Source organism: Cytobacillus sp. FSL M8-0252, assembly GCF_038007345.1.
GTDB classification, from domain to species: Bacteria; Bacillota; Bacilli; order Bacillales; family Cytobacillaceae; genus Cytobacillus; species Cytobacillus kochii.
The window spans coordinates 2,317,369-2,333,176 of the sequence record NZ_JBBOWZ010000001.1; the positions used below are offsets into that span (position 1 = coordinate 2,317,369).

Consider the following 15,808-nt stretch of genomic DNA (forward strand, 5'->3'; position numbering starts at 1 on the left):
AAAAAGCAAGGTTCCTCTAGTAAAGAATAAAGGAACCTTGCTTGTTCATATTTCTATTTCATTGCGTCTGACCACTCTTCTACATTCCACACTTTTGTGACCCAATCTTCGTAAAAATCGGGTTCGTGGCAAACGAGGACAATGGTGCCTTTGTATGCTTTTAAGGCTCTTTTTAATTCTTCTTTCGCAGTAATATCTAAGTGGTTTGTTGGTTCGTCAAACAGCAGCCAATTGCTTTCGTTCATCATTAACTTGCAAAGACGTACTTTCGCTTGTTCTCCCCCACTTAGTTGGTTCATTGGTCTTGAAATATGTTCATTTTTTAGCCCGCATTTAGCGAGAGCTGCACGTACCTGATGCTGATCCATCGCTGGGAACTCGTTCCATACATCATCTATGGGTGTAATTTGCTCGCCTTTCACTTCCTGTTCGAAATAGGAAGGGTAGAGGAAGTCACCTCTTTCAATTTTTCCGCTAATCGCTGGGATTTTTCCAAGCATTGTTTTTAAGAGGGTAGATTTTCCGACACCGTTACAACCAACTATGGCAATGCGATCCCCTTTTTCAATCGTAATTGACATTTTTGGCAATAGGGCATGTGTATAACCAATTTCAAAATTCTCGCCTTCAAACACATAACGGCTACTAGCCCTCGACTCTTTAAATTCGAAAGTAGGTTTAGCGGCTGTTTCAGGACGATCAATTCTCTCCATCCGGTTTAATTGCTTTTGCCTACTTTTTGCACGACCTGTGGTTGAATATCTCGCCTTGTTTTTTGCGATAAAATCTTCTTGTTTCTTGATGAATTCCTGTTGCTTTTCATATGCTTGGATATGTTGATTTTTATTGATTTCTGCCAGTTCTAAGAATTTTTCATAACTAGCCGTATAGCGAGTAAGTTTAGAGAATTCTAGATGAAAAATAACATTTGAGACACCGTTCATAAATTCAGTATCATGCGAGATTAAAATGAAGGCATACGGATATTCTTTTAAATAGTTGGATAACCAGTCTATATGTTCAACATCTAAATAGTTTGTTGGTTCATCTAAGAGTAAAACTTGAGGTTGCTCAAGCAATAGTTTAGCAAGTAAGACTTTTGTTCTTTGCCCACCGCTAAGTGCTGCGACATCTCTATCCAAACCTATTGCATCTAATCCCAATCCTCTTGCGGCATCGTCTATTTTTAAGTCGATTGAATAAAATCCGCCTGCTTCTAGTGTATCTTGAATTTCTCCCATTTGCTCTAGCAAAACTTCTAATTCTTCTGGTGTGGCATCTGCCATCTTCGCTGTGACTTCATTTAATTCTTCTTCTTTTTTATATAATGGTAGAAAGGCATCTCTTAATGCATCGCGCATCGTTTTTCCAGGGGTTAAAACAGTATGTTGATCCAGATACCCATATTGAACATTAGGTGTCCATTCCACTTTGCCCCCATCGTGAATAAGTTGCCCTGTAATAATATTCATTAAAGTAGATTTACCTACCCCGTTCGCTCCAACTAACCCTACGTGATCTTCTGCTAATAAACGAAAAGACACGTCCTTAAATAATGTTCGATCGCCAAAAGTATGACTAAGATGATCAACTGTAAGTAAACTCATTTTGTAATCCTCATTTCTTCATAATCATTTAATAATCATACTAGATTTCTCGATGTTTAACTAGGGGAGAGGCGATATTTATCTATAAAAGAAAAATTCCTTTTGAGGAATGGCTGGTGGTATAATATGGTTTAAATACATATAAAAGGGGGATTGTTATGCAATTAACGATTCATGCAAAAGGAGAAGGAGCGAATGTCCTTTCTTTTTTATTGGCTAAACACCCTGAACGTCTTTATGAAAGAGATCATAAAGGGCATAAAGTACGTCTCTTTTATCAATCCTTTACTCCCAATGAGGTGAAAGTAACGATATACGTCGTTTTGGATGCTATAAGTTTATTAAGGGATAGTGGAGAGAAGTTAGATATTACACATTATATTAATGACCGTGAATTTGCAGTTAGTAGTGTGTTTTTATCGCTCATACGCTCTCCTCTTGCGACAGCTCTAAATGGCTTACCTAAGGAAGAATATTTATCATATGTGGGGCAGGTATTTCAATTTTCTTATTCATTTGGTCCAGTAAATACAGACCTTTCTGTAGAGAATCTTCGGGAGTTGTTTTCACCGCTTGGATTTAGCTTATCTGTGCAATCTGAAACGAAAAACAGTCCTCTTTATGTAACTGTTACAGGTGAGACAACGTTACAAAAGGGGTTAAGGCAGTTATTTATTCTCATTCCAGTTATTGATAATTATAAGCACTATTATATTGATGAAAAAGAGGCGGAAAAGCTTCAGCGTTTCGGAGAAGGTTGGCTAGATGATCATCCTCAAAAAGACTGGATTTATAAACGTGCCTTAAAGTATAAAGGGCTCTTAGGCGACAATATAACCGAACACACAAAGGTTGAAAAGGAAAAGAAGCAAAAATGACTAAACCAACTACGTTATGAAAAGATAATCGAGATCATTCAATCTAAACCTCATCTTAGAAAGATAATAGACATGGGGAGTGGAGAAGGAAAACTTAGTACTAGATTAGGTTTTTTACCAAATGTGAGTGAAATAATCGCAGTTGAACCAAGTGAACGAGAAACTGTAAAGGCGACAAAAAGATATGCAAAAGCTGCCGAAAATCCGGGCTTCTTAATGCCAATGCAAAAATGGGGTTCGGTATTTTATTATGATGATGGACTAAAGAATAAAGACGTCTTTATTTTATGTGAAGTGATTGAACATATTGCCGAAGAAAAATTGCAAACGGCCATGCAACTTATTTTTCAAGAGTATAAGCCTGCGGTTTGTATTATTACAACACCGAATAAAGAATATAATACACTTTATCAACTTGGTGAATCCATGCGCCATTATGATCATCGCTTTGAATGGACAAGAGCAGAATTACATGCATGGGTTGAGAAGATGACTGCTATGTATGCATATAAGGCAAGCATTTCTAGTATAGGTGATATAGATCATGAACGAGGTGCGCCGACTCAAATAGTCGTTTTCGAAAAAGAGGTGATGGTATGAGGAGAAGAATCACAATTCCTAACGCTGGTGTCATTTTACTTGTTGGGCCTTCTGGTAGTGGTAAAACAACATTATTGCAGAACTGGATCGATAGCGGACAAATAAGAGACTCAGAAGTTTTAAGTTCAGATAAATATAGAAAAATAGTTGCAGATCAAGAGTACACCTCAGTTGAAAGCAGTAATAACAAGGTGGGGCAGATCTTATTTGAACAGTATCAAATGATTTCTAAAGAGGCATTTGAACTACTAGAATCAACCCTACAAGCAAGATGTCGTTTAAATAAATGTAGTTTCATTGATGCGACTAATATAAATAGTGATGATCGCAAAAAATTGATTTCCATTGCACATCGCCATCATTTACCGATAAGCGCAATTGTGCTAGATATCGATTTAGATACATTATTAATGAGAGATAACGAACGAATATTCCCAAGGGGTTCAAAGCGCATTAAACAACAAATGAAAAGGTTCCAATATAATAAGCGTTATTTAAAAACAGAAGGTTATCATCAACTTCATATGATAAAAGAATTGAATCACTCTGTTGAAATAGCACGAATGGATGAAGTTCCTCCTATTGATGTGGGAGCAGGAATTGATATCATTGGTGATATTCATGGTTGTTATACTGAGCTATTACAATTATTAGAGAAGTTAGGTTATGAAGAAAATGAACAAGGGCTCTATACTCATCCCTTTGGGAGAAAGTTTTTATCACTAGGTGATATTATGAGTCGAGGACCGCGCTCTTTAGAAACGCTTTTATTTTTTAAAAATCATGTCAATAATAACTTAGCTTATATGATTGATAGTAATCATGGTTGGAAAATCTACAGATGGTTAAAAGGAAATCAAGTCACTTTGCAACATGGTGACGAATTGACGGCTAAAGAAATCAATCAATGGTTAGCTACCTATTCAGAAGAAGAGCAAAAACGACTGAAGGATGAGTTCATTCAGTTTTTAGGAAATGCTCCGGCACATTATATAATCGAGGATGAAGGTGTGCCGATGCTTGTATGCACGCATGCAGGGATTAAAGATGAGTATATAGGCAAGAAATCCCAACAAATATCGGATTATTGTCGATACGGTGAATCATCAAGTCGCATGAAAGATGGTATTCCCATAAGAGATGAATGGTATCATCATCATACAGGTCATATGACCATTATATGGGGGCATGATCCGAGACCATATCCGACTACTATCAACTCTACGATTAATATTGATCAAGGTGTCGTATTTGGAGGGAAATTAACAGCCTATCGATATCCCGAGAAGTCATTTGTCGCGGTGGATGCTCTCAAAAATTATAACGGTGTAGAGCATAACCCAATAATAGAATGGAAGAGCAAGAGGTTGCAACCCCCTAATATACAAGCGCTTATTGAAGGTTATCGCATACAAATGGAAGAATTCGAAGATGTAAGTGTGAAAGGTAAGTATGTCAAACCAGTCATTGGTTCGTTATCTACAGCCGATACCCATTTTGGTCAACTGGTTTATCTCCCTCCTACTATGAGTCCTGTTCCTATTCCGAGTCAGTTGCCAGATTATTTAGAACATCCAGTAGAGGCTTTTAAATATTATCGGGATTATGGTGTTAATCAACTTATTGTTGAGAAAAAGCATATGGGTTCACGGGGGATTTTACTCATTTTTAAGAATGAGGAAGTAGCATTAAACTATACTGGGATTAGTAATTTAGGTGCGATATATTCAAGAAGTGGGAAGCGCTTTTTTAAAAAGGATATAGAAGAGCGAATATTAACGGTTATTCAATCTAGTTTAAAGAAAAATGACTATTTTGATAAGTACGAAACAGACTTTGTATTACTGGATTGTGAGATCATGCCGTGGAATTTAAAGGCACAAGATTTAATCAATAAACAATATAATCTTGTAGCTGAAAGTGCAATCTTAGACCGAAAAATCTTGGATAAAGCACTAAGCGAAGCATTGGTTGAGAACCAGTGGTTAAAAGAAAATGAAGAGAAGTTAGAACGTGCAGAAAGTTTTCAAAAAGTGTATGAAAAGTATTGCTGGGAGGTTTCTGACATAGATCGCATTGTGATAGCTCCATTTCATATCCTAGCACATAGTGGAAGAGTATATCACGAAAAACCCCATACATGGCATATGACTCATGTGGAAGAACTATCCAACGTATGTAGTATTTTTAGGCCTACTGAATATTTGCTAATTGAAGATGAATCGGATTGGGAGCAAGTAATTAGTTGGTGGAAAGAAATGACAGAAGAAGGGCATGAAGGAATGGTTGTTAAACCCAACCAGTTTACCGTATGGGAAAAAGGGAAGCTGTTACAACCGGCGTTAAAGGTAAGGGGAAGAAAGTATTTACAAATCATATATGGCATGGATTATTTAGAAGAGAAATACTTAGAGCGGTTGAAGAAAAGAAACACGAAACGTAAACAAAAATTAGCTTTACAAGAATTTTCCTTAGGGATAGAGGCGTTAAACCGCTTTGTAAAGCAAGAAGAAATAGGTCGAATTCATGAATGTATTGTCGCTATACTTGCCCTCGAAGGAGATGAAGTCGACCCGAGATTATAGTCGTCATAGAGAAAAGTCATCTATATTGATGGCTTTTTTATGATGGAATTTTATCTTTCATAATCTTATTACCACAAGCGCAAATTGTACTATGCTTTAATTTAATCAATTTTGTTTTACATACTGGGCAAATTTTATCTTCTTTTTTCATCGGAATCATCCTTTCTCTATGCATTCTTGGCATTTCCCATACACTTCCATATTGTGATTATTGACGGAAAAACCTGTAAGATTAGCTACCATTTCTTCAATTTCTGTAAGTTCCGGATAGTTAATATCTGCAATTTTTCCACATAATTCACAGATAACGTGATAATGATTGGACTGACTAAATTCAAAACGACTTAATCCATTGCCATAAGGTAGCTCATTAATGATTCCTAATTCAACAAATAGTTTTAAGTTATTGTAAATGGTAGCGAGACTAATGATAGGGATTCTTTTTTGAATGTCTTCAGCTGTTGGATGTCCATTCATGTCAATCAGTGTCGTTAAAATTTGTATTCTTTGTGGTGTAACCCTTAAATTTTTTTCTTTTAATAAGGGAATTAAGCTTTCTATTTGGTCTTTGTTCATGCTATAACCCTCATTTATAATGATGTAATTGTAGAGAATGCCTTTAAGTAGAACTTAAAGGCATATGAGAAAAAGTGAAAAATAAACGAAATATGAGAATGACTAACATATTAACGATATATATTAATAATAACACTTCTCATTCGAAAATCAATACTTTTTTATAATAATTATAAATAAGGATTGTGTATAAATATAGTTTCGACATTTCCGGTAATATACCTTCGTTGAGTGTGTAATAATTTTAGTTTTTTAATCACCACTATACTAATATGTTACATGATATCAATGTGTGAAAGAATATTGAAAACGGAAGGGGATTATCAATTACACTTTGAATAGGGATTCTAGTTGATAAAAGAGTTTGAATTTTATACAAATATAAAATCCGTAATGTCTCAAAAACATTAGCGTTGTTTGGGACATTACGGATTTTTATATGTTTAATCTAATAATGGAAGTGAATGTTATTTTACTTTTTCTGACCAGTTAATAAAATTGATTACAACCTGATCTAAGAAATCTAAAGTTTGTTCGTGTACAAGTTCTCCTTGTTCATTTACTTTATCAAGGACGGTACCGATAAAAACTTCATTTCCTGGAAGCGTGATAGCGCCGACTCCAGCTGAGTTGAGTATTTGACGCAAGTGCATTTGCGCTTTTACTGTTCCCATTGCACCAGGCGTTGCACCAACAATCATTGCAGGTTTATTGACCATAACTTTTTCCACTCTTGAAAACCAATCAATGGCGTTCTTTAAAAAGGCAGGAATGGAGTGATTATATTCAGGGGTTAAAAATAATAACCCATCACTATCCTTAATTCTTTGGCGAATTTCTAAAACGGACGCTGGCGGTGTAAGTTCATCATCTTGATTATACATCGGTAATACTTCAAGAGGGAGGATATCTATCTCGAGCTCTTCTTTATAACGTTCTTTCATTAATAAAGCTAACTTTTTATTAATTGATTCTTTGCGATTGCTTCCGACAAATGCAGCTATTTTCATAATAAATGCCTCCATTATGTAATAATTAATGTTTCCATCATAGCATAGACCTATTTGAAATCTGTTATAAATGCTCAGAAAATCTAAACGTTTCCATTAAATTTGAACATTTTTTAAGTAAGATGGGTAAATTAACTAATAAAGTTCTTTTGAAAATATGTCCTCTATATGTGTACAATTATTTAAAATGTGGTAAAGTATAATTTGTAAAACCTATACATAGCAAATGTATAACTAGAAAATAGTTGTATTTTCACAGAGGACAGTTGTCTATTTTGAAAAGAAAATGAAGATGAAACACTAGGAGGAAAAGGAATATGTCAAGCAATATTCTTAATCAATTTTTAAGTGAAAATCTTGAGGATTTAAAGGATAAAGGATTATATAACGAAATTGACCCGTTAGAAAGTGCGAATGGTCCAATTATTAAAATTAACGGGAAAGAGTTAATTAACTTATCTTCGAACAATTATTTAGGTTTAGCAACAAATGATACGTTAAGAACAATTGCTAAAGAAGCGATTGATAAATATGGTGTTGGTGCAGGGGCAGTTAGGACGATTAATGGTACGTTGCAAATCCATGTAGAGCTTGAAGAAACACTTGCAAAATTCAAGCATACAGAGGCAGCAATTGCTTATCAATCTGGATTCAATTGTAATATGGCGGCGATTTCTGCAGTTATGGATAAAAATGATGCCATCCTTTCAGATGAGCTTAATCATGCTTCAATTATTGACGGTTGCCGTTTATCCAAAGCAAAAATCATTCGATTTAATCATTCTGATATGGACGATCTTAGAGCAAAAGCAAAGGAAGCAACAGAATCTGGGCAATACAATAAAGTAATGGTCATTACAGATGGCGTATTTTCAATGGATGGTGATATTGCTAAATTACCAGAAATCGTTAAAATCGCTGAAGAGTTTGATCTAATAACATATGTAGATGATGCTCACGGTTCTGGTGTATTAGGTAAAGGTGCTGGCACGGTAAAACATTTTGGTCTTTCTGATAAAGTGGATTTCCAAATTGGTACATTATCGAAGGCAATCGGAGTAGTTGGTGGTTATGTAGCTGGTAAACAACAATTAATCGATTGGTTAAAGGTGAGAAGTAGACCTTTCTTATTTTCTACATCTGTTACACCTGCTGATGCTGCTGCAAGTAAAAAAGCGATTGAGATGTTAATGGAGAGCACAGCGCTCAATGAAAAGTTATGGGAAAACAGTGAATACTTAAAAGCAGGCTTAAAGAAATTAGGCTTTAATATCGGTGAAAGTGAAACACCGATTACACCTTGTATCATTGGGGATGAAGTGAAGACGCAAGAATTTAGTAAGAAACTTAATGAAGCTGGAGTGTATGCAAAGTCCATCGTATTCCCAACGGTACCAAGAGGAACAGGCCGTGTACGTAATATGCCATCTGCTGCACATACGAAAGAAATGCTAGATCAAGCATTAACTATATATGAAACGGTAGGAAAAGAATTAGAGATTATATAAAATCAGCCCTTTAGAGAGGGTTGAAAAGGGTAGGAGAAAAAATGAAAAAAATTATGATTACTGGTGCACTTGGCCAGATTGGCTCAGAGTTAACACTGAAATTGAGAGAAATCTATGGAACGGACCATGTCATTGCAACAGATATTAGAAGCAATGACTCAGAGGCAGCTACATCAGGACCTTTTGAAATGGTAGACGTTACAGATGGAAAAACGATGTTAGAAGTGGCGAAAAAGCATCAAGTTGATTCTATTATTCATATGGCTGCCTTATTATCAGCAACAGCTGAAGCAAATCCAGTGTTTGCTTGGAATTTAAATATGGGTGGATTGATGAACGCACTTGAAGCAGCAAGAGAAACGGGTGCGCAATTCTTTACACCAAGTTCCATTGGCGCTTTTGGACCTTCTACACCAAAAGACCTTACACCACAAGATACGATTTGCCGACCAACAACAATGTACGGCGTAAATAAAGTTTCTGGAGAGCTCCTTTCTGATTATTACTATCATAAATTTGGTGTGGATACACGCGGTTTACGATTCCCAGGATTAGTTTCTTACGTAACACCTCCAGGAGGCGGAACGACCGATTATGCTGTGGAGATTTATTACGAAGCGATGAAAAACAAAGCGTATACTTCTTATATTGCAAAAGGTACCTATATGGATATGATGTATATGCCTGATGCCTTAAATGCGATAGTCAACCTTATGGAGGCTGATCCAGCAAAATTATTACATCGTAATTCATTTAATGTGACAGCAATGAGTTTTGAACCGGAGCAAATCGCTGCTGAAATCCGTAAGCATATACCAGAATTCGTCTTAACGTATGATGTCGATCCAGTTCGCCAATCAATCGCTGATAGTTGGCCAAATGCCATTGACGCTTCAGCCGCAAAAGAAGAATGGGGATTTAAAGCAGAGTATGATCTCGCAAGAATGACTGAGGATATGTTAAATAAACTAAAATAAAGATAAAGAAAAACGCCCTTTTGTTACGCGGGCGTTTTTCTTTAAGTTAAAATAGATTTTAGTATATCCATGCAGGAGTTATCATATTGTAAATTTGTTTATTTTAGTTCGAATCCTGAGACGATAATAGGTTCGCATAATTTTATTATGTCAACTAAATATTGCATCATTATTTGTCTATGAAAATTTCCAAAATAGAATGCTGGTGAACGATTCGTAGTGGAGTTGTAATATGAGGAAGCATAAGTTTTCTGCTATATGTTGCACCATCACTTTTTGCAACAGCACTGATAATAAGCTCATCTCCCGTTGGTATAACTTGCACATGATGATAACGATCCTCTTCAATTAAGGCTTCAATTATATAAGCTGATTCTGTATCAAATACATCGATACGAAAGATAGACTCGTCTAAAAAAGATGTTAACGGATCAAGAAACATGCTTTCAAACCAACTCTGCCACTCCATATTCATACATATCACCCCAGTATGATAATGTATGCGTATACACAAATAATGTGAATCGTACAATCGATTTTTTTAAATGTTAATGTGGAAATTATATTTTCTTCCAAAATTGATGATAACTGTACAAGAACTACAGTTTATAAAATATATTTGTATGAAGCTACTTAATCAAGTTAAGGAAATGAATGATGTATTATTTTTATTAATAACAGTCCGGGGATAAGGTAAAATGAGTCCGATACAATACCGAACTCATTTCAAGAATGCAGAGTTATTTCATTAAGGTTTTTATTTTGATCATTTATTCAATTGTATCGAACAAACTTCTACATATCATGATGAGAGTGATTCTTTTGTCTTGAATGATTTCTATTCTTTACTTTCTTAGAGCCACTTAAAGGCTCAGGTTGTCCTGGGTTATCCCCTTTTGGAGCGTTTTTTCTCATATCTTTACCATCATTTTTATTCATTTTTTCATTTCCCTCCTTTTGTTTATAGGATGAAAGAATCCCCATTTTTTATACGGTATATTTTATCCTCACTCTGAACAATTTAATTGTAAGAAAAGCAAAAGAGGTGAAAACAAGTTATGCCATATCATAAAAATAAACAGCAAGCATTTCAAGCAGCCCAACAAAGTATGGAAGATGTAGAAGAACAGTATCATGTAATAGATAAACATGCTAGTACGTATGGCCAACAACTCAAACATCTGTCTCAAGAAATAGCAGAAACTTATGAACAAATCCAAAATGCTTTAGAAGTTGCATCTGAGCATCAAAAAGAGCAATTGCTTAAATTTCAAACGGATTTGGATGCCATCACAAGCCAAGTGCAATCAGAAAAATAAAAATAGGGCTAAAAAAGTCGAAAAAAGTCAATTAAACGCGATTGGTTTATTTTCTTAATATAATAATTAAATGAAGTGTATTTCACACCGTAATTGATAACCTCTCTCAATTGCGGTGTTTTTATGTTTATCATATCATTTATTAGAAATACCATAAGAAAAACTTATCAATAACAATAACTTTCTTGTTATTTACTTATGTTGAATGTTGTATTATTATAGGAATTGTGAGAAAAGTGAGGATGGGTAAAAATTCAAACTTTTCGACTGATTACCATTAAGTGGTATTATAGTACTTTGTAGTTCGAATTAGGGGGTAATACTATGGCGAAAAATGATGTGTTTAATTCCCGTAAATCATTTGATGTAGATGGGAAACGTTATCATTACTATGACTTAGCAGCACTTGAAAATGCAGGTATAGGACAGGTATCTAAATTACCATATTCTATTAAAGTCCTACTTGAATCTGTACTACGTCAATATGACGGTCGTGTAATTACAAAAGAGCATGTTGAAAACTTAGCAAAATGGGGAACAGCAGATGTGAAGGAAGTGGATGTACCATTTAAACCTTCACGTGTTATCCTTCAAGACTTTACAGGTGTACCAGCAGTTGTAGACTTAGCTTCTTTAAGAAAAGCTATGGCTGATATGGGTGGAGATCCAGATATGATCAACCCTGAAAAACCAGTTGATCTTGTTATTGACCACTCTGTACAAGTTGATAAATATGGCACACCAGATGCACTAGATGCAAATATGGTTTTAGAATTTGAAAGAAACGCAGAACGTTACCAATTCTTAAGTTGGGCACAAAAAGCATTTGATAACTATCGTGCTGTTCCACCTGCGACAGGTATCGTTCACCAAGTAAACTTAGAATATCTTGCTGATGTTGTAATTGCAAATGAAACAACAGAAGGAGATTTTGAAGCATTCCCTGATACACTTGTTGGTACTGACTCTCATACAACGATGATTAATGGTATCGGTGTACTTGGTTGGGGTGTTGGTGGTATTGAGGCGGAAGCTGGGATGCTTGGACAGCCTTCATATTTCCCAGTTCCTGAAGTTGTTGGGGTGAAACTTGTTGGTGAGCTACCTAATGGAGCAACAGCTACTGACCTTGCCTTAAAAGTAACACAAGTTTTACGTACACACGGTGTTGTAGGTAAATTTGTGGAATTCTTCGGACCAGGTGTTCCTGCACTTCCACTAGCTGATCGTGCAACAATCGCGAACATGGCACCTGAATATGGTGCAACATGTGGGTTCTTCCCAGTTGATGGTGAATCTTTAGAATACATGCGTCTAACTGGACGTAAAGAAGAACAAATCAAAGTTGTTGAAGCTTATTCTAAAGCAAATGGCTTATTCTTCGATCCTTCATTAGAACCAGTTTATACAGATGTAGTAGAAATTAACTTAGCTGATATTGAACCGAACCTTTCCGGTCCAAAACGTCCGCAAGATTTAATTCCGCTTTCTGCTATGAAAAAAGAATTTAATAAAGCTGTTACTGCTCCTCAAGGTAACCAAGGTTTTGGTTATGATGAGAAAGAGTTTGATAAAACAGCAACAGTTAACTTCAAAAATGGCGATTCTACGACAATGAAAACGGGTGCAGTTGCAATTGCTGCAATCACTAGCTGTACAAACACATCTAATCCTTATGTATTAGTTGGTGCAGGTCTTGTTGCGAAAAAAGCAGTAGAACTTGGTTTGGAAGTTCCTAAATATGTGAAAACATCTTTAGCACCAGGTTCAAAAGTTGTAACTGGGTACTTAAATAACTCTGGTTTACTTCCTTATTTAGAGCAATTAGGATTTAACCTAGTAGGTTATGGATGTACAACATGTATCGGTAACTCTGGTCCTTTAAAAGAAGAAATTGAAGAAGCGATTGCTGACAGTGATTTACTTGTTACTTCTGTTCTTTCTGGTAACCGTAACTTTGAAGGTCGTATCCATCCATTAGTGAAAGGTAACTACCTTGCTTCACCACCGTTAGTAGTTGCATACGCTCTAGCTGGAACAGTTGATGTTGATCTTCAACATGATGTTCTTGGTCAAGATAAAGATGGGAACGATGTATTCTTTAAAGACATCTGGCCAACAACAGAGGAAATCAATGCAGTCGTTAAACAAACGGTTACACCTGATTTATTCCGTGCTGAATATGAGCGTGTATTCGATGATAATGAGCGTTGGAATGAAATTAAAACAAGTAATGAACCATTATATACTTTCGATGAGTCATCTACTTATATCCAAAACCCACCATTCTTTGAAGGTTTAAAACCAGATCCAGAAGAAGTAAAACCATTAAATGGTTTACGTGTAGTTGGTAAATTTGGTGATTCTGTTACAACTGACCATATTTCTCCTGCAGGTGCAATCGGTAAAGATACACCAGCTGGTAAATACCTTCGCGAAAATGGCGTAGAAGTTCGTGACTTTAACTCTTATGGTTCTCGTCGTGGTAACCATGAAGTTATGATGCGTGGTACATTTGCTAATATCCGTATCCGTAACCAAATTGCACCAGGTACTGAAGGTGGATTCACAACGTACTGGCCAACTGGTGAAGTGACATCCATTTATGATGCATGTATGCAATATAAAGAAGATGGCACTGGATTAGTTGTACTTGCTGGTAAGGATTACGGAATGGGATCATCTCGTGACTGGGCAGCAAAAGGAACAAATTTACTCGGTATTAAAACAGTTATTGCCGAAAGCTATGAGCGTATTCACCGTTCTAACCTTGTGTTAATGGGCGTTCTACCACTTCAATTTAAAGCTGGTGAGAGTGCTGATACACTAGGATTAACTGGTAAGGAAACAATTAGTGTTGAAATTGGAGAAGACGTGAGACCTCGCGACTTTGTAAAAGTGACAGCAATTGCAGAAGATGGCACTATAACTACTTTTGAAGCACTTGTTCGTTTCGACTCTGAAGTGGAAATTGATTACTATCGTCATGGTGGTATCTTGCAAATGGTTCTTCGTAATCGATTGAAGAAATAATTGTAGCTTTCCTGCCCTCTACACCTCTAGATGTGTAGAGGGTTTTTAGTTTCCAAACTTCAACAAACTTCACCCTTTAGGAAGGAATTTGCCTTCGTTCAATACACATAGAATCACGATGTGAAAGTTTAAAAAAACCTTAGAACTAAATGAAATGAGTAAAAATGATTGAGCATAGTAAAACAAAAGGAGATAACAATTGAAAGCATGGATGATTGGTCCGTTTTTAATTACTGTGAATCAGTTAAGTCTTGCGATAGCGTTTGTAATCACATATTTTCTTTTAAAAACTTTGTTTAGAGTTGATGGGAAGATAAAAGATGAAGTTAGTTCTAGTCTGGTGACTGGTCTAATTATTTTTCTCCTATGTTATAAAGGGCTGCCACTAATAATGAGGTTTACAGATGTAATAAAAAACCCTCTTATAATTGTTTATTCAAATAGTGGACTGAAAGGTCTATTCTTCGCTTTAGTTATCATGGTAATTTATTTATTTATTAAAGCCTATCACTCGCATTTCCCTATGATTCAATGGATGCGTATCGCTTTTGTTTATTTATTTACATATTTTCTTTCATTTTGGATGATCAGAACACTATATTTTCTTTTCTATTAGGAACAATAATGAAAGGAAGGAGTGTTCTAGTTGAAAAAAACCTTATTATTCCTTTGTTGCCTTTTACTATTTATCCCGCTAGAAACTGCAGCAGAAGATCAATTACCTGGTTTGAAGATCGGCACAAAAGCACCCGAATTTAAGCTTCAGACTATTGAAGGTAAAAATGTCAGTTTAACGGAATTTCGCGGAAAAAAAGTGATGCTCAATTTTTGGGCTACTTGGTGTGCGCCATGTAAACAAGAAATGCGTGATTTCCAATCATTTTATCAAAATAAAAAGGATACTAATATAGAGATCATTGCCATTAACATTGATACAAAAAGTAATGTCAGCAAATATGTTGAGCGATTAGGTATTACTTTTCCGGTTTTATTAGACGAGAATGATCAAGTAAATGAAATTTATCAAGTGATGGTAATACCAACTACTTATTTCATTGATGAAAAGGGCGTCATAAGGGATAAATACTATAGTGCTATGCCTTTATCATTAATTAAAGAAAAGTTAAAACAGTTTTAATCTATCTCTTTTATAATTCAATAACTAAGCCCATTATTAAATTTTCTAAAATTTGTAATAACTTTCTATTGAATGGGGCATACTGCTTATAAAATAGAAAGAAATGGTGGGTGAAGAATTTTATGAGAAAACCTAAAAGAAGAACGTTTGCTGATCTGGTATTAGAGAATAAGCTTCAATTAATGAAAGATCAGTCTGCAATGGATAAAATAGAAATGCGATTAGAAGAAAAACATGCTAGTCACCTAAAGGCAGAGTAGATTTTTACCTGACTATTTCACTTAACTTCCGAACATAATAAAATGAAGGAGGGATAAGTGATGGGTAATCCAAAAAAGAACAGTAAAGCTTTTGTCCCCAATCACCTTGGTACACAATCAAGAGGTTTTGGTGGCAATAAAGGTAAACAAATGCAGGATAAAACAGGCAAACAACCTGATGTGATTCAAACAAAAGGTGAATAAATGTCAAAAGGATGCTTAGGTAAGCCGTACCTAAGCATCCTTTTGTATGTAAGCGGCTTTACTTCAATATGAAGAAAAAAATATGGTATAGTTAGTTTAAACCATTGAATAAA

At 35.5% G+C, this 15,808-nt stretch carries 16 protein-coding genes; 11 read left to right on the plus strand and 5 right to left on the minus strand.

Annotated elements, in window-relative coordinates; genetic code table 11:
* Positions 1 to 53: 53 nt before the first annotated feature.
* On the minus strand, positions 54 to 1,607 hold the full coding sequence (locus MKX83_RS11820) for an ABC-F family ATP-binding cassette domain-containing protein (protein WP_095373344.1): 1,554 nt from the start codon (positions 1,605 to 1,607) through the stop codon (positions 54 to 56).
* Positions 1,608 to 1,765: 158 nt separating this feature from the next.
* Between MKX83_RS11820 and MKX83_RS11825 the strand changes: the two genes are divergently transcribed.
* From MKX83_RS11825 to MKX83_RS11835, 3 genes are all read left to right on the plus strand, one after another.
* Complete coding sequence (locus MKX83_RS11825) at positions 1,766 to 2,485, plus strand: hypothetical protein (RefSeq protein ID WP_341055491.1); 720 nt, start codon at positions 1,766 to 1,768, stop codon at positions 2,483 to 2,485.
* A gap of 72 nt (positions 2,486 to 2,557) precedes the next feature.
* Positions 2,558 to 3,085: a hypothetical protein gene (locus MKX83_RS11830; RefSeq protein WP_341055493.1), complete on the plus strand. Its 528-nt coding sequence runs from the start codon at positions 2,558 to 2,560 to the stop codon at positions 3,083 to 3,085.
* Positions 3,082 to 5,670: an AAA family ATPase gene (locus MKX83_RS11835; protein WP_341055495.1), complete on the plus strand. Its 2,589-nt coding sequence runs from the start codon at positions 3,082 to 3,084 to the stop codon at positions 5,668 to 5,670. Before MKX83_RS11830 ends, MKX83_RS11835 begins: the two co-directional genes overlap by 4 nt.
* 156 nt (positions 5,671 to 5,826) lie before the next feature.
* Here MKX83_RS11835 and MKX83_RS11840 read toward each other — a convergent pair whose 3' ends face one another.
* Both MKX83_RS11840 and MKX83_RS11845 read right to left on the minus strand, forming a co-directional pair.
* Positions 5,827 to 6,246: a Fur family transcriptional regulator gene (locus MKX83_RS11840; RefSeq protein WP_322909307.1), complete on the minus strand. Its 420-nt coding sequence runs from the start codon at positions 6,244 to 6,246 to the stop codon at positions 5,827 to 5,829.
* A 467-nt stretch (positions 6,247 to 6,713) separates the two neighbouring features.
* Positions 6,714 to 7,256 carry an NADPH-dependent FMN reductase gene (locus MKX83_RS11845; protein ID WP_341055496.1) on the minus strand — a complete coding sequence of 181 codons (543 nt, stop codon included), beginning with the start codon at positions 7,254 to 7,256 and terminating at the stop codon, positions 6,714 to 6,716.
* A gap of 317 nt (positions 7,257 to 7,573) precedes the next feature.
* Between MKX83_RS11845 and MKX83_RS11850 the strand changes: the two genes are divergently transcribed.
* Positions 7,574 to 8,764, plus strand: a complete 1,191-nt coding sequence (locus tag MKX83_RS11850; RefSeq protein WP_095373339.1) for a glycine C-acetyltransferase — start codon at positions 7,574 to 7,576, stop codon at positions 8,762 to 8,764.
* Between the two features lie 41 nt (positions 8,765 to 8,805).
* A complete protein-coding gene (locus MKX83_RS11855) occupies positions 8,806 to 9,741 on the plus strand; it encodes an L-threonine 3-dehydrogenase (protein ID WP_307314061.1) in 936 nt (311 codons plus the stop codon).
* A gap of 169 nt (positions 9,742 to 9,910) precedes the next feature.
* Here the strand turns inward: MKX83_RS11855 and MKX83_RS11860 are convergent, their stop codons facing one another.
* Together MKX83_RS11860 and MKX83_RS11865 are read right to left on the minus strand one after the other, a co-directional pair.
* On the minus strand, positions 9,911 to 10,216 hold the full coding sequence (locus MKX83_RS11860; RefSeq protein WP_095373337.1) for a heat-shock protein Hsp20: 306 nt from the start codon (positions 10,214 to 10,216) through the stop codon (positions 9,911 to 9,913).
* 320 nt (positions 10,217 to 10,536) lie between these two features.
* Entirely contained in the window at positions 10,537 to 10,680 is a 144-nt protein-coding gene (locus MKX83_RS11865; RefSeq protein ID WP_224936401.1) for a small acid-soluble spore protein P, read from the minus strand.
* A 119-nt stretch (positions 10,681 to 10,799) separates the two neighbouring features.
* On the opposite strand from MKX83_RS11865, the gene MKX83_RS11870 reads away from it, so the two are divergent.
* The 6 genes from MKX83_RS11870 to MKX83_RS11895 all read left to right on the plus strand — a co-directional run bounded on the left by MKX83_RS11870 (position 10,800) and on the right by MKX83_RS11895 (position 15,695).
* Positions 10,800 to 11,060, plus strand: coding sequence for a hypothetical protein (locus MKX83_RS11870; protein WP_095373336.1), 261 nt, complete (start codon positions 10,800 to 10,802; stop codon positions 11,058 to 11,060).
* Positions 11,061 to 11,384: 324 nt separating this feature from the next.
* On the plus strand, positions 11,385 to 14,093 hold the full coding sequence (acnA, locus tag MKX83_RS11875; protein WP_095373335.1) for an aconitate hydratase AcnA: 2,709 nt from the start codon (positions 11,385 to 11,387) through the stop codon (positions 14,091 to 14,093).
* A 199-nt stretch (positions 14,094 to 14,292) separates the two neighbouring features.
* A complete protein-coding gene (locus tag MKX83_RS11880; RefSeq protein ID WP_322909308.1) occupies positions 14,293 to 14,709 on the plus strand; it encodes a hypothetical protein in 417 nt (138 codons plus the stop codon).
* A 30-nt stretch (positions 14,710 to 14,739) separates the two neighbouring features.
* Positions 14,740 to 15,231, plus strand: coding sequence for a TlpA disulfide reductase family protein (locus tag MKX83_RS11885; RefSeq protein WP_095373333.1), 492 nt, complete (start codon positions 14,740 to 14,742; stop codon positions 15,229 to 15,231).
* Positions 15,232 to 15,353: 122 nt separating this feature from the next.
* Positions 15,354 to 15,491, plus strand: coding sequence for an FbpB family small basic protein (locus MKX83_RS11890; RefSeq protein WP_095373332.1), 138 nt, complete (start codon positions 15,354 to 15,356; stop codon positions 15,489 to 15,491).
* A 60-nt stretch (positions 15,492 to 15,551) separates the two neighbouring features.
* A complete protein-coding gene (locus MKX83_RS11895) occupies positions 15,552 to 15,695 on the plus strand; it encodes an acid-soluble spore protein N (protein WP_095373331.1) in 144 nt (47 codons plus the stop codon).
* The last annotated feature ends 113 nt before the right edge of the window (positions 15,696 to 15,808 follow it).

Excerpts from the sequence above, each read along its gene's own strand:
- MKX83_RS11820 (WP_095373344.1), bottom strand. The coding sequence starts at position 1,607 with ATGAGTTTACTTACAGTTGATCATCTTAGTCATACTTTTGGCGATCGA.
- MKX83_RS11825 (WP_341055491.1), top strand. The coding sequence starts at position 1,766 with ATGCAATTAACGATTCATGCAAAAGGAGAAGGAGCGAATGTCCTTTCT.
- MKX83_RS11830 (WP_341055493.1), top strand. The coding sequence starts at position 2,558 with ATGGGGAGTGGAGAAGGAAAACTTAGTACTAGATTAGGTTTTTTACCA.
- MKX83_RS11835 (WP_341055495.1), top strand. The coding sequence starts at position 3,082 with ATGAGGAGAAGAATCACAATTCCTAACGCTGGTGTCATTTTACTTGTT.
- MKX83_RS11840 (WP_322909307.1), bottom strand. The coding sequence starts at position 6,246 with ATGAACAAAGACCAAATAGAAAGCTTAATTCCCTTATTAAAAGAAAAA.
- MKX83_RS11845 (WP_341055496.1), bottom strand. The coding sequence starts at position 7,256 with ATGAAAATAGCTGCATTTGTCGGAAGCAATCGCAAAGAATCAATTAAT.
- MKX83_RS11850 (WP_095373339.1), top strand. The coding sequence starts at position 7,574 with ATGTCAAGCAATATTCTTAATCAATTTTTAAGTGAAAATCTTGAGGAT.
- MKX83_RS11855 (WP_307314061.1), top strand. The coding sequence starts at position 8,806 with ATGAAAAAAATTATGATTACTGGTGCACTTGGCCAGATTGGCTCAGAG.
- MKX83_RS11860 (WP_095373337.1), bottom strand. The coding sequence starts at position 10,216 with ATGAATATGGAGTGGCAGAGTTGGTTTGAAAGCATGTTTCTTGATCCG.
- MKX83_RS11865 (WP_224936401.1), bottom strand. The coding sequence starts at position 10,680 with ATGAATAAAAATGATGGTAAAGATATGAGAAAAAACGCTCCAAAAGGG.
- MKX83_RS11870 (WP_095373336.1), top strand. The coding sequence starts at position 10,800 with ATGCCATATCATAAAAATAAACAGCAAGCATTTCAAGCAGCCCAACAA.
- acnA (WP_095373335.1), top strand. The coding sequence starts at position 11,385 with ATGGCGAAAAATGATGTGTTTAATTCCCGTAAATCATTTGATGTAGAT.
- MKX83_RS11890 (WP_095373332.1), top strand. The coding sequence starts at position 15,354 with ATGAGAAAACCTAAAAGAAGAACGTTTGCTGATCTGGTATTAGAGAAT.
- MKX83_RS11895 (WP_095373331.1), top strand. The coding sequence starts at position 15,552 with ATGGGTAATCCAAAAAAGAACAGTAAAGCTTTTGTCCCCAATCACCTT.